Origin of the sequence: Pseudomonas sp. 50_B (genome assembly GCF_017491625.1) — a bacterium.
Taxonomy (GTDB): domain Bacteria; phylum Pseudomonadota; class Gammaproteobacteria; order Pseudomonadales; family Pseudomonadaceae; genus Aquipseudomonas; species Aquipseudomonas danubii.
In genome coordinates this window covers 95,997-118,177 of sequence record NZ_JAFGYX010000006.1, presented here as the reverse complement: position 1 = coordinate 118,177, position 22,181 = coordinate 95,997, and the positions used below count along the sequence as shown (strand labels likewise).

At 63.6% G+C, this 22,181-nt stretch carries 20 protein-coding genes and 1 tRNA gene; 6 read left to right on the top strand and 15 right to left on the bottom strand.

Annotated features, from left to right (window positions below; translation table 11 throughout):
• Nucleotides 1-74: 74 nt before the first annotated feature.
• On the bottom strand, nt 75-923 hold the full coding sequence (locus tag J5M73_RS10625; protein ID WP_207815555.1) for a hypothetical protein: 849 nt from the start codon (nt 921-923) through the stop codon (nt 75-77).
• A gap of 136 nt (nt 924-1,059) precedes the next feature.
• Here J5M73_RS10625 and J5M73_RS10620 point away from each other — a divergent pair, with 136 nt between their 5' ends.
• Both J5M73_RS10620 and J5M73_RS10615 read left to right on the top strand, forming a co-directional pair.
• On the top strand, nt 1,060-1,725 hold the full coding sequence (locus tag J5M73_RS10620; RefSeq protein ID WP_243433756.1) for a hypothetical protein: 666 nt from the start codon (nt 1,060-1,062) through the stop codon (nt 1,723-1,725).
• A 5-nt stretch (nt 1,726-1,730) separates the two neighbouring features.
• Complete coding sequence (locus J5M73_RS10615; RefSeq protein WP_207815553.1) at nt 1,731-2,426, top strand: tetratricopeptide repeat protein; 696 nt, start codon at nt 1,731-1,733, stop codon at nt 2,424-2,426.
• Between the two features lie 70 nt (nt 2,427-2,496).
• Here the strand turns inward: J5M73_RS10615 and J5M73_RS10610 are convergent, their stop codons facing one another.
• On the bottom strand, nt 2,497-3,627 hold the full coding sequence (locus J5M73_RS10610; RefSeq protein ID WP_207815549.1) for a hypothetical protein: 1,131 nt from the start codon (nt 3,625-3,627) through the stop codon (nt 2,497-2,499).
• Between the two features lie 31 nt (nt 3,628-3,658).
• Entirely contained in the window at nt 3,659-4,045 is a 387-nt protein-coding gene (locus J5M73_RS10605) for a cytochrome c family protein (RefSeq protein ID WP_115581395.1), read from the bottom strand.
• 276 nt (nt 4,046-4,321) lie between these two features.
• Between J5M73_RS10605 and J5M73_RS10600 the strand changes: the two genes are divergently transcribed.
• Nucleotides 4,322-4,555: a type II toxin-antitoxin system Phd/YefM family antitoxin gene (locus J5M73_RS10600; protein WP_221178206.1), complete on the top strand. Its 234-nt coding sequence runs from the start codon at nt 4,322-4,324 to the stop codon at nt 4,553-4,555.
• Nucleotides 4,556-4,565: 10 nt separating this feature from the next.
• The gene (locus tag J5M73_RS10595) at nt 4,566-4,850 is read left to right on the top strand and encodes a type II toxin-antitoxin system RelE/ParE family toxin (protein WP_207166922.1); all 285 of its coding nucleotides are present in this window, start codon (nt 4,566-4,568) and stop codon (nt 4,848-4,850) included.
• A gap of 335 nt (nt 4,851-5,185) precedes the next feature.
• On the opposite strand, the gene J5M73_RS10590 is transcribed toward J5M73_RS10595, so the two are convergent.
• Nucleotides 5,186-5,261, bottom strand: a tRNA-Thr gene (locus J5M73_RS10590).
• A 234-nt stretch (nt 5,262-5,495) separates the two neighbouring features.
• Between J5M73_RS10590 and J5M73_RS10585 the strand changes: the two genes are divergently transcribed.
• Entirely contained in the window at nt 5,496-6,140 is a 645-nt protein-coding gene (locus J5M73_RS10585) for an amidase (RefSeq protein ID WP_102862703.1), read from the top strand.
• Nucleotides 6,141-6,180: 40 nt separating this feature from the next.
• On the opposite strand, the gene J5M73_RS10580 is transcribed toward J5M73_RS10585, so the two are convergent.
• The 9 genes from J5M73_RS10580 to J5M73_RS10540 all read right to left on the bottom strand — a co-directional run bounded on the left by J5M73_RS10580 (nt 6,181) and on the right by J5M73_RS10540 (nt 16,770).
• Complete coding sequence (locus tag J5M73_RS10580) at nt 6,181-6,402, bottom strand: formate dehydrogenase subunit delta (protein ID WP_102862704.1); 222 nt, start codon at nt 6,400-6,402, stop codon at nt 6,181-6,183.
• The gene (gene fdhF / locus J5M73_RS10575; RefSeq protein ID WP_207815548.1) at nt 6,399-9,296 is read right to left on the bottom strand and encodes a formate dehydrogenase subunit alpha; all 2,898 of its coding nucleotides are present in this window, start codon (nt 9,294-9,296) and stop codon (nt 6,399-6,401) included. Before fdhF ends, J5M73_RS10580 begins: the two co-directional genes overlap by 4 nt.
• The gene (locus J5M73_RS10570) at nt 9,293-10,852 is read right to left on the bottom strand and encodes a formate dehydrogenase beta subunit (RefSeq protein ID WP_207815547.1); all 1,560 of its coding nucleotides are present in this window, start codon (nt 10,850-10,852) and stop codon (nt 9,293-9,295) included. The genes fdhF and J5M73_RS10570 overlap by 4 nt, the downstream gene beginning before the upstream one ends.
• Nucleotides 10,852-11,328 (bottom strand): formate dehydrogenase subunit gamma, encoded by a 477-nt coding sequence (locus tag J5M73_RS10565; RefSeq protein WP_102862707.1) that lies wholly within the window; start codon nt 11,326-11,328, stop codon nt 10,852-10,854. Before J5M73_RS10565 ends, J5M73_RS10570 begins: the two co-directional genes overlap by 1 nt.
• 409 nt (nt 11,329-11,737) lie before the next feature.
• A complete protein-coding gene (locus J5M73_RS10560; RefSeq protein WP_115581401.1) occupies nt 11,738-12,553 on the bottom strand; it encodes an ABC transporter permease in 816 nt (271 codons plus the stop codon).
• 7 nt (nt 12,554-12,560) lie between these two features.
• Nucleotides 12,561-13,397: an ABC transporter permease gene (locus J5M73_RS10555; RefSeq protein WP_060842203.1), complete on the bottom strand. Its 837-nt coding sequence runs from the start codon at nt 13,395-13,397 to the stop codon at nt 12,561-12,563.
• Between the two features lie 10 nt (nt 13,398-13,407).
• The gene (locus J5M73_RS10550; RefSeq protein WP_102862709.1) at nt 13,408-14,520 is read right to left on the bottom strand and encodes an ABC transporter substrate-binding protein; all 1,113 of its coding nucleotides are present in this window, start codon (nt 14,518-14,520) and stop codon (nt 13,408-13,410) included.
• A gap of 91 nt (nt 14,521-14,611) precedes the next feature.
• Nucleotides 14,612-15,703 carry an ABC transporter ATP-binding protein gene (locus J5M73_RS10545; protein WP_115581402.1) on the bottom strand — a complete coding sequence of 364 codons (1,092 nt, stop codon included), beginning with the start codon at nt 15,701-15,703 and terminating at the stop codon, nt 14,612-14,614.
• Nucleotides 15,704-15,852: 149 nt separating this feature from the next.
• On the bottom strand, nt 15,853-16,770 hold the full coding sequence (locus tag J5M73_RS10540; protein ID WP_102862711.1) for a LysR substrate-binding domain-containing protein: 918 nt from the start codon (nt 16,768-16,770) through the stop codon (nt 15,853-15,855).
• A 316-nt stretch (nt 16,771-17,086) separates the two neighbouring features.
• Here J5M73_RS10540 and J5M73_RS10535 point away from each other — a divergent pair, with 316 nt between their 5' ends.
• Entirely contained in the window at nt 17,087-18,670 is a 1,584-nt protein-coding gene (locus J5M73_RS10535) for a peptidase M20 (protein WP_102862712.1), read from the top strand.
• Nucleotides 18,671-19,038: 368 nt separating this feature from the next.
• On the opposite strand, the gene J5M73_RS10530 is transcribed toward J5M73_RS10535, so the two are convergent.
• Entirely contained in the window at nt 19,039-20,670 is a 1,632-nt protein-coding gene (locus tag J5M73_RS10530; protein ID WP_102862713.1) for a BBE domain-containing protein, read from the bottom strand.
• A gap of 293 nt (nt 20,671-20,963) precedes the next feature.
• Entirely contained in the window at nt 20,964-22,175 is a 1,212-nt protein-coding gene (locus J5M73_RS10525) for a methyltransferase (protein ID WP_102862714.1), read from the bottom strand.
• Nucleotides 22,176-22,181 lie beyond the last annotated feature (6 nt).

The following is a 22,181-nucleotide window of genomic DNA, read 5'->3' as shown; positions in this document are numbered from 1 at the left end:
CTTGATCACCACCTGACTCTGGGTGGTTGCCGTGCAAAAAAGCCCCGACTGGTTCGGGGCTTTTTCATGTTCGGTTATCGCTTGCGGGGTTTTGCCAGAGAGGGCAGGTGGATGTTTTCGTACCACTGTCTTTTCAAGGCGTCGCCTTCGCGCTTGTAGGCAAACATTTCTTGCCAATGTTCGCTGGCGAGATGAAGCATTTTCCCTGGAATGTGTTCCGTCAGGTAGGTGAAGTAGCGCAGGTGGTGAGGGGCCAGAACCTTCATGAGCTTGTTGAGCTGTATGGTCTCCGCGTTTTCGCCAGTGTCTTTCAATGCTTCATTCAAGATGAAGGTCGGGATCACCATGATGTAGGTGCCGGTAGCGCCCGTGAAGTCCGGAATACCGTCGTCGAGTTGGTAGAGGATATAAACGTAGAGGTCTGCCCAGCGTCGTTTGAGTTGATTACTGGCTAATTCCTTGCCATTGCGGGTCTGCATCCAGGCTGCCTTGGGAGACACCGGCAGCGCAGTTTTCAGTTCGTTGGCATAGGCCAGGTGACGAAGAGGTCGCTCTGTCTTGTCGACGAGCTTGGTTTTGACCTCCACCGCCCAGCCGTTCCAGGTGGTTCGGCAGAACCAGTCTGTGTCTTCGGTCAGGGGGTCAGTGGTGACCTTGCACGAATCCAGGAGCGGTTGCGGATAGCCAAAGTAAATATCCGCCACATCGCTTTCGCCATTGTCTTCGCTGACCGGGTCAAACAGCTTGTTGTGCAGGTAACCGTAAGGCCTACGGTTGGTCTCTGGCTTAAAGTCAGGGCTATGGGCCGGCGGATTGTTGCGCTCGAAGTCCTTGATCGCCGAAATGATGAATGACTCATACACCCGCCCGATCCAGCTGGGGTTGTTCTTGAGGATTTTCAGTAGTCGTTCTGACAGTTCCATCTGCGGGTGGTCCTTGGGGGGCAGGCAGGTCTGGCCATGAATGGCCTGGTCACGGGGCACCGGGATTTTCGGCGAGTGGTTGGTCGATATCAATCTTGCTACAGTCCGCGGCTCCTTCCTGTCACGGATGATTTCGATGTTCCGTACCCTGTTATCCGGCCTGTGCCTGCTGAGCGTCGCCAGCATCGCCCACGGCCAGCCAGCGACTGCATCCGAGCAGTTGCTCAGCCAGTTCTCACGCTGCGATGCGCAGTTTTTCCAGAGCCTGAACACCGCCCAACTGCCGGCCGCGACCTTGACCGTGGCCAAGTACGGTGCGGTGAGTGCGCCCAAGATCCTGAACCCCTTGCAGGAAGGCGGCCGCTACCAGGCGTTCGAACAGCCGCTGCTGGTCAACGGCGTGCGCTTGCTGGGCTACTACAACGAAGCCCAGTCGCTGAAGTCGGTGGGTAACCTGCTGTTCTGGGGGTTTATTGCCGAGGGTGAGCCCCGTGAAGTGGCCGCAGCGCTCAAACCTCTGCTGGTGGACAACCACCGCCTGAAGGCAGACCGCAGCGCCATGGTCCGGGTGGAGATCCGCCGGGTGGGCGACCCTATCGACAGCTGGCGCACCGAAGGTCTGGTCGGCGGCGGCGTGGCCACGCCGTTCGGTTTCGTCGAGCGGGTATTGAGCATCGACAAAGGCATCGCCAGCGCGCCGATCTCAGGTCGCACCACGATCTTCTGCAGCCTGCAGGGCACGGTTACCGCGCCACTGCTGCAGGTCTATCGCCCTGACCTCAACGCTCACCTGCTGGATTGAACAACATGCCTTCATTGTCTGTACGCGGGTCGATCCTGCTTGTGTGTGCCCTTGCCGTCACTGGCTGTGCCAGCCTGCAGAGCCAGGACCAGATCAACTACGCCCATTGCCGCCTGGTGGGCCAGGCCTCCAAGGCCGAGAAGTTCGATGTGGTGCTGCAAGAGGCCGACCTGTGCCTGTCGAAAAACCAACTGTCCAAGCCGATGCAGAGCCTGGTGTACTGGCTGAAGTCCGACGCCTACGCTAGCTTCAAGCGTTACCCGGAAGCCATCAGCGCCAAGGAAAAATCCATCGAACTGGGGCCCAAACCCGATGCCCGTGCGGTGCTGGACCTGAGCCGTCTCTATCGTGAGTCGGGCAACCCGCAAAAGGCCCTGCAACTGGTGCAGTCCAACCTCGACGCCAACCTGGGCGAGGCGGGCAAGGGCAGCGGCTTCAACATGCCGACCTACTACCACCTGGGCCAGGCCCTCTACGACCTGGGGCAATACCGTGAGGCGGCTGAAGCCTATAGCGCCGGTCTGCAAAAGCAGCCGGACTATGCCTGGGCCTTCTACCATCGTGGTTTGGCCTACGAAAAACTGGGCCTGACCGACGATGCCCGCGCCGACTTTACCCAGTTCGCCAAGCGGGTGGACCAGAAGTACGTCGAACCGCAGCACCAGGCCAAGCTGGCCGAATACCAGATCAGCCTGCCCTGAGCAGAGCCTTGCCGACGCAATGAAAAAGGCTCGCCGTTTGGCGAGCCTTTTTGTTCAGCAACCTTGCCCATCAGTCATCCGGATTGATCGCGAACTTCAGCTGATCGCCTTCCAGGTACACCACCGCCTCACGGCCATGGATATCCACAGGACGGGCTGAAATCGCTTCATGCTCCGGGACGATCTTGGACAGCACCTTGTGCTGCACGTCGACCCGCCAGATACAGGCCCGCGGCCCTTCGTTATCGAAGTACATCACCGGGCGGGTTTCGCTCCAGGTGGGATTGACGATGCTCCAGCCGGCCTCGACCTCATTGTGCTCGGTGACGTTCTCGGAGTAGGTGTTATTGCTCTGCCGGTCGTAGTCCAGGGACAGGCTGTAGTTCTCCTGATTCAGATCCTGGCCGACCCGCGCCCGGGCATGGCGCAGGGTGTTGGAGAGCGATTGGAACACCTGCTGGCTGGCTTCGGGAGCACTGCGCGAGCCCAGGCGATAGCGCATGCCCTGCTGCAGCTCGCCGCCGCTGCGCTGGCGGTAGTAAAACACCCCGTCAACGATCCCGGCGAAGCGCTGGCCCTGATCGTTGGCCCCCGGCAGGGCCCAGCCGACAAAACCGATATCCCGAGCGATGGGGTGCAGGCCGGGCTGGTCATCGGCGTATTCGTAGAGGGTGCCGACATAGCCTTCCTGCCCCTTCTGGTACTGACCGACGAACAGCACCACATGCAGCACGCCCTCCAGCACCTGGGCGTCGACGATCTGCTGATCGCCCTGGGGCGGGGCGGCGGTGAACCTGGCCAGGGTGAAGCGCTGCCAGTCATCAGGGTCCTGCAGGCGGTACTGACGGGTGGGATCCATGGGCAGCAGCTCGTCCTTGCCGGGCGCCGGAGGGATCGGCAACAGCCCGAGCATCTTCACCTGGGCCCGGTAGGCGGACTCCAGGCAGTCGCTGTCGATGCAGGTGTCGCGCACTTCCCGCAGCCACTGGGTTTGCAACAGGCGAAACACCTGCAGGTGCTTGAGCGCCTGATAACGGCGGTTCAACTCATCGTCTTTGGCGGACAGGGTCGGCGTGTCGCAGACGGTTTTTTCCACCAGGGTCGAGGCTTTGGCGCAGTCAAAACCGGCGGCCTGCACCTGGGACATGCACGCAGCCAGGGCCAGGCCCGTGACGACGAGCGACGGCAGAGCAAATTTCATCAAAACATCCTTGTAGGCAAACGAGCTCGGATCAGGGGGAAGGGAAGGTCTGCAGATAGGCCAGCAGATTATCGATTTTTTCTTCATCGCTCAGCCCCCAGAAAATCATCCGTGTACCGGGCACCACGGCTTTTGGATCTTCCAGGTACTGGATGAGCTTGTCCCGGGTCCAGACGATGCCCGACGACTTCATGGCCGTTGAGTATTGATAGTCCGTGGCACTGCCTGCCGGGCGATCGATGATGCCGTTGAGCTGCGGCCCGAACGAACTGCGCACCGAAGGCCCTATATTGTGGCAGCCGCTGCACAAGCGCTTGAACAGCTTGCCACCGGCCTCGGCGTCGCCGGCCAGGGCCGGAGCGCTGAACAGCAGGGAGTGGAGCAACAGGGTCAGGATCGATAGGGAAATGGACTTCATGGGCGGCCTGTGTACAACGGGGATCGGCGGGTATTGGAGCATGAAGTGCGGTGCAGATGGATAGCCAAAACAGTTAGGTTCACATGTGGTTCCGTTCATCGTTATTTTTTTGATGTGTATTGTTGTATGCATAATATTGCGTATATTGAGGGTGCGCGTGCCGCAATACCGACTGATAATGAACTGACAAAGACGAACGAACTGAGTGATGAATCGAGGCAATAGAGCATGAGTGCACTCCTAGACCGAGCTGAGCAGGCAGTGTCCGCTACAGCGATGGTTCGAGGCTTTAGCGCGAAACTGAAGGAAGTTACGAGCGGTGAAGTCACTCATTTGGTGATTTTCAAGGATAACGAGCCAGCAGCTGTGCTGGTGGGTGTAGACGCCTACCAAGCTTTGCAGGACGAACTCGAAGATCTTCGCGCTGAGCGTTTGGCCATTGAGCGCCTGTCCACTTTGGACGAACAGAACACAGTGAGCCTTGAGGACATGGAGGCTCGCTTCAAGTAGGCAATAGTCAATGAACTGGAGCGTTCGGTTTCACCCTGATGTTGAGCAAGATCTCGCTCAGTTAGGTAGGGCTGAGGCAAAAAGAGTCCTTAAGGTGATCCGGGAGCGGATCGTTGAAGGCGAGCCAGACAAGATCGGCAAGCTCCTTCGCGGCGCTCTCGCCGGTCACCGCCGGATTCGGACAGGTGGTGTTCGCATCGTCTATAGGATCCAAGGTTCTGAGATCGTGCTGGTCCTGTGCATTGGGGCCAGACGCGACGATGAAGTCTATGAGGCCGCCAATAGGCGAGTCTGACCCTTGAGCCCCGCTTCGGCGGGGTTTTTCATCCAACCTCCATCACCTTGGCCCTTCGAGGGAGCTCTGCTGGGTGCCTGCCACGTGGGCGCTCCTTATCCTTCTGGTTGCGCGTCGATCAAATTCGATGCAAATGACCTGCTCGAAATGGCTAGAGGCATAGGTCGTGCGTTGACGACGAGCAAATCCCAAGTCTCGATGAAAATGATGGGCATGCCAGGAAGCGAAAGCGTAGGTGCGGACAATTTGTGGGCGCTCTCACGACATGACGTGAGGCTTTTCTGAGGTACGGAAACAACAAAGCCCCTGCATTTCTGCAGGGGCTTTGCTTTGTATGGTGCCGGCACCAGGAGTCGAACCCGGGACCTACTGATTACAAGTCAGTTGCTCTACCAACTGAGCTATACCGGCGTGTTAGGGCGACGATTATAGCGATTGGCGGGGTTCTGTAAACCCCTGAAATCTGACTATTTTTGCGTGGGCCCATGCGGACTCTATACGTAGCGTTCCCAGGCACTCTGGGGCTCAAGCGCGAGGAGGCTTTGAATCATCGGCGGATAGCCGATGATTCAGTGCAGACGGCCCCCACTCGGCCGATAGCCTGCTCAGCCGCTCATACCGCTTCAGACAAAGGAAAGATCAGTCATGAAACCTGGAAATATTCCCTTGCTGGCGCTGCTGTCGTTGCTCGGCGCCTGTAGCGTCAAGCCGGTGGAGCCTTATTCGGAGCCGCCCCTGGGTGTGCCGACGGCGCAGTTGCGGGTGATCACCAATGGCGAGGTGCGCGGTGAGGCCTATGCCGGTTGCCAGGGTGACAGCAAGCGCTTGGCCAAGGCCGGGCGCTTCGGCAGCGATCAACAGGCGAACATCAACTATCCGCAGTTTCCAATGCAGCCAAGGCAGATCGACATGCTGCCGCGTTTCGCGCCGAAGCTGCCGTCCTACGTGGGGGCGATCCGTATGGGCGAGGGTTCTTACAACGAGGTCGTCACCGAGTATCGGGTGCCCGCTGGCAGGCCTTTTCTGCTGGAAGGGGGAGGTGTTGCCGCAGGCAGTTATGGCAGTACCTATCGCGCCTGTCCGCCGGTGAAGAAGGTGGTGCTGTTGGAGCCGGGCAAGAGTTACGAAGCCTTTGTCGGCTTGAATTACATCCCGGTGGCCGGGGGCGAGGTGCAAGCGATGTGTGCGTTTGCGGTGTACCAGTTGCTGCCGCTGAGCAAACCGGGGGCAACCCTGCCGCTGGCGGTCCAGTCCAGGCCTCCAGCGGACCGGCGTTGCCCCGGTCAGTGAGTGTCCCCGGCCGGGGGTTAGCCGGCCAGGGAGCTTTTGCCTAGGCCTCCCAGCCCGCGTCACGTACTGCTTGCTGGACCAACGGATGCAGTTCGGCACCTTGCTGCTCGGTCTGCCAGGCCAGCAGTTCCTTGCGCATGGCCGGGGTCCAGAACATCTGCATGTGGTTGCGCACGCTCAGCACCGCCTGCGCCTGATCCGGCTCGTTGGCAAAGTACGCGGCGATCTGGTTGGCCATCTTGATCAGGTTGGCGGTGCTCATCGGCGCACCTCCGCCTTGCCGCCCCGGGAGCGCCGGCGTTCATCCAGCAGGCGATGCTGTTCGTCGCTGAATGCCTGGTAGCGCTTCTGCCATTCGGAAGGGTGGTAGACGCGGCTGACTTCCACCGCCGTGACCTTGTACTCCGGACAGTTGGTGGCCCAGTCGGAGTTGTCGGTGGTGATCACGTTGGCCCCCGATTCGGGGAAGTGGAAGGTGGTGTAGACCACGCCCGGCGCTACCCGCTCGGTAACCCGGGCGCGCAGCACGGTCTGCCCGGCGCGGCTGCCGATGCCCACCCAGTCGCCTTCGTTGATGCCCCGGCTCTCGGCGTCGGTGGGGTGGATTTCCAGGCGGTCCTCGGCGTGCCAGGCAACGTTGTCGGTGCGTCGGGTCTGGGCGCCGACGTTGTACTGGCTGAGGATGCGGCCGGTGGTCAGCAGCAGCGGGTAGCGGCCATTGACCTTCTCGTCGGTGGGCACGTAGCCGGTGAGCATGAAACGGCCCTTGCCGCGCACGAACTCGTCGATGTGCATGGTCGGCGTACCGTCCGGCGCGGCGTCGTTGCACGGCCATTGCAGGCTGCCGTGGCGATCCAGGCTGGCGTAGCTGACGCCGGTGAAGGTCGGGGTCAGGCGGGCGATTTCATCCATGATTTCCGAGGGATGGTTGTAGTGCATCGGGTAGCCCAGGGCCGCCGCCAGGGCCAGGGTGCCTTCCCAGTCGGCCTTGCCGCCCAGCGGCTCCATGACCTTGCGCACCCGGGAGATGCGCCGTTCGGCGTTGGTGAAGGTGCCGTCCTTTTCCAGGAACGAGCTGCCCGGCAGGAACACGTGGGCGAACTTGGCGGTCTCGTTGAGGAAAATGTCCTGCACCACCACGCATTCCATGGCCGACAGGGCCGCGGTCACGTGCTGGGTGTTGGGGTCGCTCTGGGCGATGTCCTCGCCCTGGCAGTACAGGCCCTTGAAGCTGCCGCCCAGGGCCGCTTCGAACATGTTGGGAATGCGCAGCCCGGGGTCGGCTTGCAGGGTGACGTTCCAGGCCTGCTCGAACTCCTGGCGCACCGCCTGGTTGGAGATGTGCCGGTAGCCCGGCAGCTCGTGGGGGAAGGAGCCCATGTCGCAGGAACCCTGGACGTTGTTCTGCCCCCGCAGCGGGTTCACCCCGACCCCTTCGCGGCCGATGTTGCCGGTGGCCATCGCCAGGTTGGCGATGCCCATCACCGCGGTGCTGCCCTGGCTGTGTTCGGTGACGCCCAGGCCGTAGTAGATCGCCGCGTTGCCGCCGGTGGCGTACAGGCGCGCAGCGGCGCGGATATCGGCGGCGGGTACGCCACAGATCGCGCCGAGCACTTCCGGCGAGTTGTCGGCGCGGCTGACGAAGGCGCTCCATTGGGCGAAGGCTTGCGGCTCGCAGCGGGCGTCGACGAACTCTTGATTGACCAGGCCCTCGGTGACGATCACATGGGCCAGGGCATTGAGCATGGCCACGTTGGTGCCTGGGCGCAGGGCCAGGTGCAACTCGGCGCGGGCGTGCACCGCGTCCACCAGATCGATGCGCCGTGGGTCGATGACGATCAGCTTGGCCCCTTCACGCAGGCGCCGTTTGAGCTGGGAACCGAACACCGGGTGCGCGTCGCTGGGGTTGGCGCCCATGACCAGGATCACGTCGGCCTGCATCACCGAGTCGAAGCTCTGGGTGCCAGCGGATTCCCCCAGGGTCTGCTTGAGGCCGTAGCCGGTGGGCGAGTGGCAGACCCGCGCACAGGTGTCGACGTTGTTGTTGCCGAAGGCCGCCCGCACCAGCTTCTGTACCAGGTAGGTTTCTTCGTTGGTGCAGCGGCTGGAGGTGATGCCGCCGATGGAGTCGCGGCCGTACTTGAACTGGATGCGCCGCAGCTCGCTGGCGGCGTAGGTCACCGCTTCGTCCCAGCTGACTTCCTGCCACGGGTCGCTGATGTGCTTGCGGATCATCGGCTTGGTGATGCGATCCGGGTGGGTGGCGTAGCCCCAGGCGAAGCGGCCCTTGACGCAGGAATGGCCGTGGTTGGCCTGGCCGTTCTTGTCCGGAACCATGCGCACCAGTTGCTCGCCCTTCATCTCGGCGCGGAACGAGCAGCCAACCCCGCAGTAGGCGCAGGTGGTGATCACTGCCCGCTCCGTCTGGCCCATTTCCACCACGCTTTTTTCCATCAGGGTCGCGGTGGGGCAGGCCTGCACGCAGGCACCGCAGGATACGCATTCGGAGTCCAGGAAGTTGTCGCCACCGGCCGCCGCGACCCGGGATTCGAAGCCGCGGCCGCTGATGGTCAGGGCGAAGGTGCCCTGGGTCTCCTCGCAGGCGCGCACGCAGCGGTTGCAGACGATGCACTTGCTCGGGTCGTAGTCGAAGTAGGGGTTGGAGCTGTCTTTCTGATCGTCCAGGTGGTTGGCGCCGTCATAGCCGTAGCGCACTTCCCGCAGACCCACCTGGCCGGCCACGGTCTGCAGTTCGCAGTTGCCATTGGCCGAGCAGGTCAGGCAGTCCAGCGGGTGGTCGGAGATGTACAGCTCCATCACGTTGCGCCGCAGGGTCGCCAGTTTCGGCGTTTGCGTATGCACCACCATGCCTTCGCTGACCGGGGTGGTGCAGGAGGCCGGGTAGCCGCGCATGCCGTCGATCTCCACCAGGCACATGCGGCACGAGCCGAAGGCTTCCAGGCTGTCGGTGGCGCAGAGTTTGGGAATGGTGGTGCCCATCAGCGCCGCGGCGCGCATCACCGAGGTGCCCTGGGGCACGCTGATGCTGCGGCCGTCGATGTTCAGGCTGACTTGCACCTGGCTGTCGCGGGCCGGGGTGCCGAAGTCCACGGCATTGAGGTCGATGTCTGTGGCAGGGTCGAAAATACTGATCATTGGTCGGCCTCCGAGGGCTGCAGACCGAAGTCGGCGGGAAAGTGCTTCAGGGCGCTGGCCACCGGGTAGGAGGTCATCCCGCCCAGGGCGCACAGCGAACCGTATTGCAGGGTGTCGCACAGGTCTTTGAGGATCAGCGCCTGCTCGTCGCGGCGGCCTTGATCGGGGGCCGCCAGCAGACGGTCGATGACCTCCACGCCGCGGGTCGAGCCAATGCGGCATGGGGTGCATTTGCCGCAGGACTCCTCGGCGCAGAATTGCAGGGCGAAGCGCGCCATGTGGGCCATGTCCAGGCTGTCGTCGGCCACCACCACGCCGCCGTGGCCGAGCATCGCGCCCATGGCGGCGAAGGCTTCGTAATCCAGCGGTGTATCGAACTGCGCCGGTGGCACCCAGGCGCCCAGCGGGCCGCCCACTTGCGCGGCCTTCAGTGGTCGGCCACTGGCGGTGCCGCCGCCGTAGCCTTCCACCAGTTCGCGCAGGGTCAGGCCGAAGGCCCGTTCCACCAGGCCGCCATGACGCACGTTGCCCGCCAGCTGGAAGGGCATGGTGCCCAGGGAGCGGCCCATGCCGTAGTCGCGATAGAAGGCTGCGCCCTTTTCCAGGATCAGCGGCACCGAGGCCAGGGTCAGCACGTTGTGCACCAGGGTCGGCTGGCCGAACAGGCCTTGCAGCGCCGGGATCGGTGGCTTGGCGCGAACGATGCCGCGTTTGCCTTCCAGGGAGTCCAGCAGCGCGGTTTCCTCGCCGCAGATATAGGCCCCGGCGCCGACCCGTACCTCCATGTCGAACGCCTGGCCGCTACCGCCGGCATTGGCCCCGAGGTAACCGGCATCCCGGGCGATGTCCAGGGCCTCGCGCAAGGTCGCCACCGCCTGGGGATATTCCGAGCGCACGTAGATGTAGCCGTAGCTGGCGCCGACCGCGATGCCGGCAATGGCCATGCCTTCGATCAGCAGGAAGGGGTCGCCTTCCATCAGCATGCGGTCGGCGAAGGTGCCGGAGTCGCCTTCGTCGGCGTTGCACACCACGTACTTTTGCTGCTGCGGGGTGTCGCGCACGGTGCGCCATTTGATCCCGGCGGGGAAGGCCGCGCCGCCGCGGCCGCGCAGGCCTGAGTCGAGCACCGCGGTCACGGTCTGCTCACCGCCCAGGGCGACGGCGCGGCTCAGGCCCTCGAAGCCGCCGTGGGCCCGATAGTCCGCCAGGGACAGCGGCCGGGTAATGCCGGCGCGGGCGAACAGCAGGCGTTGCTGGCTTTTCAGGTAGGGCAGGTCTTCGACTCGGCCCAGGGCCAGGGGATGGCTGGTAGGGGCGTCTTGCAGGGCTTTCAGCAGCGAGGGCACGTCGGCGACGCTCACCGGGCCGAAGCCCAGGCGTCCGTCCGGGGTATCGACTTCCAGCAGCGGTTCCAGCCAGTACAGGCCACGGGAGCTGGTGCGTTGCAATTGCAGCGGCAGGTTGTGGTGCTCGGCCTGGGAGGCGATGGCGTCGGCCACCGCGTCGGCGCCCACGGCCCGGGCCAGGGAATCACAGGGCAGATAGAGGCTCGGCATCACGCGTCCTCCCGGCAACTGTCCAGCAGCGCGTCCAGGCGTTCGGCGCTGACTCGGGCATGCAGTTGTCCATCCAGCTCCAGGGCCGGCGAGCAGGCACAGGCACCCAGGCAGTACACCGGCCGCAGGCTGATGGAACCGTCGGCGCTGCTGCCGTGGTCATCCAGTTGCAGGCGTGCGCGCAGTTGCGCCGCCAGTTGCTCGGCGCCGCGGCTCTGGCAGGACTCGGCACGGCACAGGCGCAGGATGTGCCGCGCCGGTGGCGCGGTACGAAAATCATGGTAGAAGCTGATCACCCCGCGCACTTCCGCCTGGCTCTGATTGAGCGCATGGGCAATGTCGGGGACGGCCAGATCGGGGATGTAGCCGAGCTCTTCCTGAATCTGATGGAGAATCGGCAACAGCGCACCCGGGGAGCCTTTGTGACGCTCCAGCAGGGTGTGGATCAACGGCAGATGCAGTGTTTCATCAGGCATACAGCAATTCCTCACGGTCACGGACGAACCTGGTGGTTGTCGGCTGTCCGAAAGTGTCGGCTGCGGCACTGGTTGCCACGTCACGGTAGCGCGGCGTTTCAGGCCGTTGGCCATGCACCCTGAATGGGTATCTTGTTGTACCCGGTACGGTCGTTGCCGCACCTGTTCAGGGCATAAAGGGCAGCTTGACACGCTGCCTCTGATTGAACCGCACGAAAGCGACCCGTTCGGTTCCGAATACGACCACCCATCGAGTCTAGAAGAGCCCGGGCAAGCCGTTGGAGCGAGCTGCGCACTATCGGATAAAACGCGGGGGGCGGGGCATGACGTCGGTCAGCTAGAAGGTGATTAGTCATGAGCGCGAAAGTAGGGGTGGCGAGCGAGCAAGCTCCCTCGCCACAAGGGGCTGTCAGGTGCGGGCGCGGCGCTGGGCGGCGTACTGCAAGGCCAGGCGGCCCATGAGCACCAGCAGGGTCAGGCCGATCAGCAGCACCGAGATCGCCGCCACGCTGGGGTCGACGTTGTCCCGCAGGCCGCTCCAGATCCGCCGGGGCAGGGTGTTGACGTCGACACTGGTGATGAACAGGGTCACCGCCACCTCCTCCCAGGACAGGGCAAAGCTCAGCAGCGCGGTGGAGAAAATCCCCAGCTTGAGGTTCGGCAGCATCACCAGGAAGGTGGTCTGCATCAGGCTCGCTCCCAGGTTGCGCGAGGCCAGTTCGATGCGCCGGTCCACCTGGCTCAGGGCCACCAGCATGGTCACCACGCCGTAGGGCACCACCATCACCACGTGGGCGATCACCACCCCGGGCAGGGTGTCGTAGCCCCAGCCCGGGGCGATGCGCCCCAGGTTGGTTTCCATGAAGTACAGCACCAGCGCCGAGATCACCGGCGGAATGGCCATGGGCAGCAGCACCAGGCCGATCAGCAGGGTCGCCAGGCGCGAGCGCAGGTACCAGATGCCGAGGCTGAAGCTTACCGCCAGCACGGTGGCGATCAGGCTGGTGGCGCTGGCAATCGCCAGGCTCTGGCCGATGCTCGACAGCCAGTCGGGGTTGCTCAGCAGCGCCTCGTAGTGGCGCAGCGACCAGTTGCCGTCCGGCATCGACAGGTAGCGCTTGGCGGTGAACGACACCGGGATCACCGTCAGCAGCGGGAACAGCATGAAGGCCATGGCGACCACGGCGATCAGTCGGGTACTCAATGCAGTGCGATGTGTATTCATAGTGACCTCAACCCACCAGTCGATTGACACGGGTGACGCGCAGCAGCAGCCAGATCAGCGCGCTGACCAGGGTCAGCAGCACCAGGCTCAGGGCCGCGCCCAGGCCCCAGTTGCTGGTCTGGAACATCTGCAGGAACACGTACTCGGCGATCATCACCGTCTGCCCGCCACCCAGCAGCACCGGGGTGATGAAGAAGCCCAGGCAGAACACGAAGACCATGATGAAGGCCCCCAAGAGCCCCGGCAGGGTCTGGGGCAGCAGCACTTGCCAGAAGGTCCGCAGCGCGCCGGCGCCCAGGCCGCGGGAGGCCAGCAGCACCCGTTGATCCAGCTGGCGCATGCTCGACAGCAGCGGGAACAGCGCATACGGAATCATGAAGTGCAGCATGCCGATCACCACTCCCAGCTCGTTGCGGGTCAGTTGCAACGGATGATCGATCCAGCCCAGGGACAGCAGGCTGTCGTTGACCACGCCATTGCTGCGCAGGGCGATCAGCCAGCCGAAGGCCCGCACCAGCACCGAGATCCAGAACGGGATGAACACGCAGATCTCCACCATGCGCTGCCAGAACGGCGGGCTGAACACCCAGCAATAGGCCAGCAGGTAGCCGATCACCAGGGCCAGAAGGCTCACCGTCAGGCACAGGCGCAGGGTGCGCAGGAGCATGTCGTGGATCGCCGGGTCCGTGGCGATGCGCTGGTACTGCTCGATCCCGGGCTCGGGCAGGGTGAAGCTCCAGCTCACCACGCCGAAGAACGGCAACAGGTAGAACACCACCAGCAGCAACGGCAGGGGAAACAGCAGCAGGCTGCGTTCCAGGCGCGCGGTTCGGGTTGCACTCATGGTCGACGGCTCACTTGGACAGGTGGGTCAGGTACTGCTCCAGGGTGCTGGAGTAGTGGTCGGCGTACCACTGGGTGTCGAGGAAGATCTGCTTCTTCATGTTGGCTTCGGAGGCGCAGTTGATCTCCCGCTGTTCGGCGCTCATCAGTTGCTGGGTGGCGGCGTTGGACGGGCCGTTGCCCAGGGCTTCGAACAGCTTCAACTGGCCGGCGGGCTGCAAGGCGTGCTGGATGAACTGCATGGCCGGTGCGGCGCCTGCCGGGTTGTCCTTGAGCACGCCCCAACTGCTGGCGTTGAGGAAGGCATGGTCGAAGCCCCACTGGATGCGGCCGCCGCTGTCCTCGTGGAGCAGGGTGGCGCGGGTGTGCCAGATGGCGCCCATGGAGGCTTCGCCTTCGATCATCAGTTGCTGGCTTTCCGCGCCCGAGCCCCAGAACGACAGGACGTGGGGCTTGAGCTCATCGATCTTGCGCAAGGCCCGGGGCACGTCCAGCGGGTACAGCTGGTCGGCGGCCACGCCATCGGCCAGCAGCGCGGCTTCGAGCATGCCGTTCATCCATTTGTAGAGGGTGCGCTTGCCGGGGAATTGCTCCACGTTCCAGAAATCCGCCCAGTTTTTGGGGCTGTGGTTGCCGTATTTCTGGCTGTCCCAGGCGATCACGTAGCTGAACAGGTAGCCGGCGACGCCGTGTTCGTGGGACAGCTCCGGGGCCACCAGGTCCCGTTGCACCACGCTGTAGTCCAGGGGCTGGAGGACCTTGTCGCGGCCCAGGGTCATGGCGCTGTAGCTGTCCACATCCACCACGTCCCAGCTTGGCCGGCCGCTGGCCAGCTGCGAGCGGATGGCGCCTTCGGTGGGGCCGGCGCCGTCGATGCGCACCGGGATGCCGGTGCTCTGGGTGAAGCTGTCGGTCCAGGCGCTGCGAAAGGCGTTGAGCGCATCGCCGCCCCAGTTGACCACCACCAGCGGCTTGTCCGCCGCCCAGCTGATACCGCTGCGCAATGCCAGGGGCACCGCCGACAGCAGGCCCATGGCCTGGAGGAAGGTGCGGCGGCTGACCTGCCCGCCACGGGCTTTTTCGATGAGGATTTCGATGCAGTCGCGTTGGTGGTGCTGGCTCATGGGGCAAGTCCTCGCGAGGCCGATGCGCCAGGCGCCGGCCGATAGTGTGATTGGCTTTCTACGCAAACGCTCGACAGCGAGCGTGGCCGGCTCAGGCTTCCAGCAGGAAGCTGTGGCGCACCGGCCAGCTCAGCCACACCGGGGTGCCACTGGGCAAGCGGGCACCGGGATGATCGCCGGACACCGAGAGGTTGACCGGCGCCAGTTCCGGGCTGATGTTCAGCGCCAGATGAGTGCTGGACCCCTGGTAGACCCGCTCGCCAAGGCAGGCGGGCAGCACGTTGTGTTCGCCGGCTTGTGGGCGCTCGGTGTGCAGGGTCATGTGTTCCGGGCGCACCGCCAGCAACTGCGGCTGGTTGCTGATGTCACCGGTCGTGGTGGCGTGCAGCGGGCTGTCGCCAAAGCGCCCGCTGGCCTGGCTGCCATTGCGGGAAAGGCCCTGCAGCGGGAACAGGTTCATCTTGCCGAGGAACTCGGCGACGAAGCGGTTTTTCGGCCGGTCGTAGATGGTTTCCGGGGTATCGATCTGCGCCAGTCGTCCCTGGTTGAAGATGGCGATGCGGGTCGACAGGGCCAGGGCTTCGCCCTGGTCGTGGGTGACGAAGACGAAGCTGGTGCCGACCTGGCGGTGGATGCGTTGCAGCTCGGTCTGCAGTTGCTCGCGCAGGTTCTTGTCCAGGGCCGACAGCGGCTCGTCCAGCAGCAACATGTCCGGCTCGAACACCAGGGCCCGGGCGATGGCCACCCGTTGCTGCTGGCCGCCGGACAGCTCGGAGGGTTTCTTGTGCAGGTGAGCCCCCAGGCCCACCACGTCGAGGATGTGCTTGACCCGGCGCTGGCGCTCCTCGGCCTTCACTCCACGAATGCGCAAGGGATAGGCGACGTTGTCGGCCACGCTCATGTGCGGGAACAGGGCGTAGCCCTGGAACACCATGCCGTAGTTGCGTTTTTCCGCCGGGCGCCGGCTGATGTCGACGCCACGCTCCAGCAGCTTGCCGGCGCTGGGGCTGAGGAAGCCCGCGAGGATCATCAACAGGGTGGTCTTGCCTGAGCCGGAGGGGCCCAGCAGGGTGAGGAATTCGCCTTGGCGAACGTCCAGATCGATGCCGTCCAGGGCGGTGAAGTTGCCGTAATACTGGCTGATTCCTTGGGCGCTGAGTTGAGTCGAGGGGCTGCTGGACACTACAGAGATCTCCCGGAAACCCACCTGCACGATTGAATTTTTATTGTGAGTGCAGCAGGTGGTGGATTCATTATTGTGAAAAGCAACGCCACATCAATGGAATAATTTTTGCCTCATTGGTGAGTGAAATTTCCCATTCGACTCGGCTTTCAGGGCTCGATCAGCGGGCTGTCACTGATGCTTTGGGCACTGGCCTGCAGCTGGTTTTTCAGCCAGTCGCTGAAGGCCTGGACCGCTGGCCGCTCGGCCTTGGCCGGATTGATCACCAGGAAATAACCGCGCAGGGCGCTGATGCTGATATCGAACGGGCGCACCAGCAGCCCCCGGGCCAGGGCATCGCCGCTGAGCAGGTTGTCGCCGATGGCCACGCCCTGGGCGGCGATACAGGCGGATTGCGCGCAATGGGCGTCGGAGAAGGTAATGCCACGGTCGGGGTTGACCTGACTGGCACCGGCGGCCGCCAGCCAGACCCGCCAGTCGCTGGTGTCGCTCATGTGGATCAACGGAAAGTCCTTGAGGTCCAGCGGGCTCTTCAAACCGCCGATGGCGTTGATCAGGCGCGGGCTGCACACCGGCGAGAAGCGCAGGGTGACGATCTGCTCCACCAGCAGCCCCGGCCAGTCGCCGATGCCATAGGCAATGAACAGATCGGCCTCGGCGTCGCTGGTGTCGTCCTGGGCCCGAGGGCTGACCACCTGCAGCTGCACCTGGGGGTATTGGCGCAGGAAGCCGTTGATGTGGTTGCACAGCCAGAAACTGGCAAAGCCCGGATTACAGCTGATGCGCAATTTGCCCGACACCGCCTGGCCGTCGAAACGCCGCCCGGCGTCCTGGATGTCCGCGAGGATGCGCCGCACTTCCCGGGCGTAGCACTCGCCCTGGTAGGTCAGGCCGATGCCGCGCCCGACCCGTTCGGTGAGGGCAAAACCCAGGCTCTGTTCCAGGCTGATGATCTGGTGGCTGATGGCGCTGCGGGTCAGGCTCAGTTGCTGGGCGGCGGCGGTCACGCTGCCTAGCCGGGCCACGGCGTCGAGGGCGCGCAGGGCAGTGATCGAGGGATAGCGCATGCAAACTCCGGGTCAAGGAAACCTGTCTTCGAAGGGGACCGGCCGGTACCTGGGTGCTGCCCAGGCAGGGCCCCGAGGAGGGGCCGGCCGCGTCGCAGTATGGGCCGCGATGGCGCCGAACTGGTCAATTTTCTTTGACATTGCTGGCGAAAAAATTCGATTGATGTCGCAGCTGCTTCACCAATACTGGACCTCGATCCGGGCCGCAACCGACCGGACCATCCCTATAACAACAAGAGGTCCTGCAGGTCTTGCACGGGTGCCGAGGCGTCCGGGCAGCGGCCGGCCGGAACCTGGATAACCAGGAGTGCCGCGCATGTCCCGCTACAAAGCATTCGCTCTCGATTGGGTTGAGCGCCACCGCCAGCAACTGTCGGACTGGCACCAGATCATCTGGCATTACGCCGAGCCGGCGTTCCGCGAGTACAAGTCCTGTGCCTGGTATGTCGAACTGCTGGAGGCCGAGGGCTTCACCGTCGAGCGCGGCAGCGGCGGCATGCCCACGGCCTTCTGCGCCACCTTCACCCAGGGCCAGGGCCCGCTGCTGGCCACCTACGGCGAGTACGATGCGGTGCCCGGCAACTGCCAGGCGGCGACCACCCGCAAGCAGCCGCGCGATGGCCTGTCGCGCTTTGCCCCGGGGCACACCGACCCGCATTCGGCCCTGGGCATCAGCGCCCTTGGCGGGGCCCTGGCGGCCAAGGCGACCATGGTGGAATTCGGCCTGCAGGGCAGCATCAGGTTCTTCGGCGAGCCGGCGGAAAAACTCCGCGCCTCCAAGCCGGTCCACGCCGCCAAGGGCTACTACGACGACCTCGACGCGGCCATCAGCTTTCACCCCACCTACATGCTGCCGCTGAACAACACCACCACCTGGGACACCCACTGCGGCATCGCCTACGCCTACATCTACAGCTTCACCTGCGAGGACCCGCAGAACTGGATCGCCGCCGATCGTTACAGCCCGATTCCGCAGAACCACCTGGCGGCCCGAGCGCCGGGGGCCAACGACGCCCTGGTGCATTTCTACACCCTCAACGAAAGTCTGCGTCGCTCGACCCTGCCGTTCACCGGCCTGTGGAGCTACAACGAGGCGATTCTCACCGCCGGCCAGGCCACCGCCGACAACCTGCCGCCGCACCTGTCGCAGATCCAGTACCTGCTGCGTTGCGACTCCATCGAGCAGGCCGAAACCATCTCCCAGGTCATGGACAACAATGCCGCCGCCGCGGCCATGGCCACCGGTTGTCGCTGGAAAAAGACCTGGGTCTGCAAGTCCCGGGGCGGCCTGCCCAACCACGTCATGGCCCAGGCCACTTACGACAACCTGGCGGCGGTAGGCGCCCCGCAGTGGGATGAGGAAGCCCGGGAAATCGCCCGCGAGATCCAGCGCAACCTCGGCCTTGAAGCCATGGACAAGCCCTTCCTGCCGGCCACCGAAGCCTTGATCGAGCCCCAGGAATGCGAGCGCCAGATGCGCCTGCAAATGCCGGCCTGGCAGAACTACCTGACCTCCGACGACTACCCGGAATACACCTGGCACTGCCCGACCGTGCGCCTGCTGGTGGCCCGGCCGATGCTCAGCGCGCCGCCGGGCACGGTCTATCCGGACTGGGTGTCCAACGCCCTGGGCGGCATTCGCCAGACCATCGACCCGATGATCGAGGTCGCCGCCAAGACCATCGCCGCGACCCTGGTCGACCTGCTGACCGACGAAGCCCTGCTCAGCGCGGCCAAGGCCGAGTTCGTCGAGCGTACCGGCGGCGGCATCGGCGGCAGCCGCTGGCAGGCGCCGCTGCTGCCCGAGGACTTCAAGGTGCCCCATGATTTCCGCTGGCCGGAGTACATCAGCACCGCCCGGGGCGAAGAGTGGTGGATCCCGGCGCGGGCCGATGAGTAAGGGGCGCTATCAGGCCCTTGCCTGAGGTCGCTCCCTGGCACCTGGGCGCAGGGCGTTATGCCCGTTCGCTCAGGTGTTTATGCACAACGGATGGGTCGCCAGGGCCGGGAACTGTCGGATTTGTGGAGCCGTTCTCATCTTTATGCAACTGGCTGTTTTTTCGGGCTTTTATTTTGTGAACAAAAAATGACCAGTCTGCAAAAGTCCTTCAGCGCCATGCAATCAAAGGCTTTGCCAGAATTCCATCAACAGACTTATCCACAGGTCGCGACAGCCTGTCGCACGGCTCCACAGCTTGCTCATCGAACCTGCGACGCAGGCTCAGCCGAGCAGGCTGTGGTCATGCCGCCGGGGGGCCAGGCTGCGACCTACTCGGCCTTCGTGGCCGGAATGGACAGTTCATGACGAAACAGGTTGTTGGGGTCGATGGCGGCTTTCAAGTTGGACAGTCTGTTGATGAGTTCGCTGTTCCAGCCGTAGTACAAGTTCAGCCAGTCGGGGTCTACCGTGCCGGTGGCGGTGTATTTCATGTCGACATCGGGGTAGTTGATGTAGCAGCCATCGTAGGTGGGGCGCTTGGGCTTGCCGCCGTGCACGGCGGTGAAGATGTTGCGGATCCAGGCGATTTGCACCGCGTCGTCGGCAGCGTGGGTCCAGTACGTCTGGTATTGGGCTTTGAGCAGTGAGCTTCTTTGCGGAACCGCGGTGGTGCCCATGCCCTTTTTATTGATCGCCCCGCCGTAGGAGTCGATCTGTACCAGCGACTGGCTGAAGCGTTTGTCTGGCGTGGCTTCGGTCAAGTGCGTCAGCAGGGCGTTGCAGGCCTGTTCGGAGAACTGTTCGACCTGATAGTCAGACTTGTATTTGCCCCGCTGATTGTTGCCCGAGCCGTTGATCATTTGCGTGACGTACAGCCAGTCCATCGCCGTGTGCTCAGGCACCGCGCCTCTGAATTTCCTGCCGGCGAGCGGGTGCCTGAGCGGGGCAATGTTAGGCGCGATAAAGCCGTCATGCAGGGTCGGCGTGATGCCCGCCGCGGCGTTCATCTTGCTGATGAAGTCGTTGAGCGGGATATCGTTGGCGCCGCCGACCCGGCCATTGGGGCCGGTGTACTGGATCGCCAGCACCACATGGTCGGAGGTATCCACATGGTTGAGTTTCAGCAGGGTGAACAAGCCACCGTTGCCAACGCCTTCCACCGGGCTGGTCGCGTTGGCGTCGTTATCCGAGAACCATTGCCAATAGGCCCGCAGGAAGTTCGAGAAGTTGGGAATCAGTTCTTTCCACGGGTAGGCCAGGGGAATCCAGTAGGCTTGTTGCGGGGCTTGTGGGAGTTGGTCGAAGTAGTAGCCGATGATGATGCCGAAGTTGCCGCCGCCGGCCCCGCAACAGGCGGTGAACAATGCCTTGTCGTTGTTCGACGGGCTGTCCGCGCGAACATGCCGGAACTCCAGTTGCCGCGAGTTTTCCACAGGCACAAGAAGGTCGACGCCGGTGACCCAGTCCACGGTCAAGCCCTGAAGGCGCGATAACAAACCGTAACCGCCGCCGCTGATGTGCCCGCCCAAACCGACCGAATAACATGAGCCGCCAGGAAGGGTGCGCCCGGCCTGCTTGTACAGCGACAGGTAGCCGTCCCAGTTCTGATTGCCGGTCAATGCCATGAAACGATACGTCTTGTTCTGGCTATCCCAGGGCGAAGTGATGGTTTGGCTCTCGTCGTACTTCAGGCCTTTCATTTCACCGAGGTCGATAATCGCCAGGTTTTGTGTCTCGCCGCTCAACTTGTTGGAAACAAAGCCCTCGTAGCAGTGGCCGCCACTGCGCACCGTAATGCGATAGCCATCATGCAGTGCTGTATTGGCTGCCGTCAGAACTTCATCAGGTGTCGTACACACATAAATTCGGTTCGCGCCCTGTTCGATACTGGGTGGCCAACGCAAGTTGAAACCCTTTTGCAGGGTTTCGTAGGTGGGTGCCTGAGGGTCGATGATGTTCATGGTTGACTCCCTGTCAGTGATGGTGAGCTTGGCGACTTCCTGTCGAAACATGACCGCTTGAGTTGCGCCAGAGCTGTGGCTTGAGTGCGGCATATGCCCTGCACGCCTTAGAGACTAGTAGGCGTCATGAGCTTGGTTTTTTTCTTTTGTGAAGTTGAGTCACTTCCCCGGCTGGCTCGGCGACTTTCAATGGCTTGCGGGTGACCCATGGGGTATCCGACGTCCGTTGGTGAGGTCACTGGCCGCGGTGGTTATGCACAACGAGCATGGGTCGGAGTTGTCGTAGCAGGCGGTTAAGGGCGCTCTGCCAGCAGGAGCAGATTGCGCGGGGTCAAGGGAGCCTGGCAGAAGGTTCCGAGGCGCACGGCGTAGCCCTGTTCTTGCAGGAACAGCGCACGGTCCAGCACCAGCCACAATTCCAGCGGGCGGCGGAACAGGCCCCGCAGCAGCTCCAGGTTGCGCACCTGGGCCAGGCGCTGCCAGCCGGCGGCTTCGAGCGCGGCCCAATCCTGGCAATCGACTGTGGATAAGTCCTTGAGGGCGGCCAGGTCGCGACAGTAGTCGGCGAAGGGTTTGTCCAGCCAGTGGCTGGGCAGCGAAGGCGTTGGCAGGTATTGGTCGACCCCGCGCACTTGCCGTTGCAGCAGGTCGAAGGCCAGGCGCCGGGCCATGGAGCGGTCGCGCTGGCGCCGGACCCGAGCGCCGGCGGTGACGGTTTCGCTCATGGGCAGGGCCAGGTCCTCCAGGGACAGTTCCAGGCGCGAGGCCTGGGCCGCTGTGGATAAGCCCCGGTAGTGGCTGGCGCGGGTGCGGTTGTAGCAGCACGGGGCAATGGCCAGCTGTGGACAACCCTGCTGGCTGGCCAGCTGGATCAAGCGCACATGCAGATCGCCACACGCATGCAGGGCCACCGGACTGTGCTCGGCGCAGAGCTGCTGGGGCGTGTCATCGGCCAGCACGTCCTGTTGCACATGACGCGCGGGCAAACCGTGGTGCCGGCTCAGTTGCTCGCCACTGTCGATCAGCGCCGGGTCGTATTCCAGGCAGGTCAGTTGCTGCCCGGGTTGCAGCAGACGCCTGCCGAGGTGGCCCTTGCCGGAGCACCAGTCAAGCCAGTGAGTCGGAGCGCGGTCGAATTGCAGGCAGGCGGCGAAGGCTTCGATCTGCTGCCATTTGCGCCCGGGCACGTCGACATTGAGGCGCGGGTGAGGCGCGGGCAGTGCCTTTATGGGAAGTTCGCCCAGCGCGCCGAGTGCTTGGGCCTGCTCCGCCAGTTGGGCAAAGGGCGCCGGCGCCTGGAGCTGCTGCGGATGGTTGTGGGCGGCTTCGGCGTCTTCCAGGGAGCGTTGGCTTAGCCACTGGGCCAGTTCGGGATGAGTGGATTCCCACGGCAGTTGCAGATGGTGGAACGGGCGCGGGCGCCAGAGCGCCTGGTGTTCAAGCAGGAAGCCGTCCAGGGCCTGGAAGCGATCGAGCAGCGCGGGGCCTTGGAGGATCGAGGGCATGGGCGG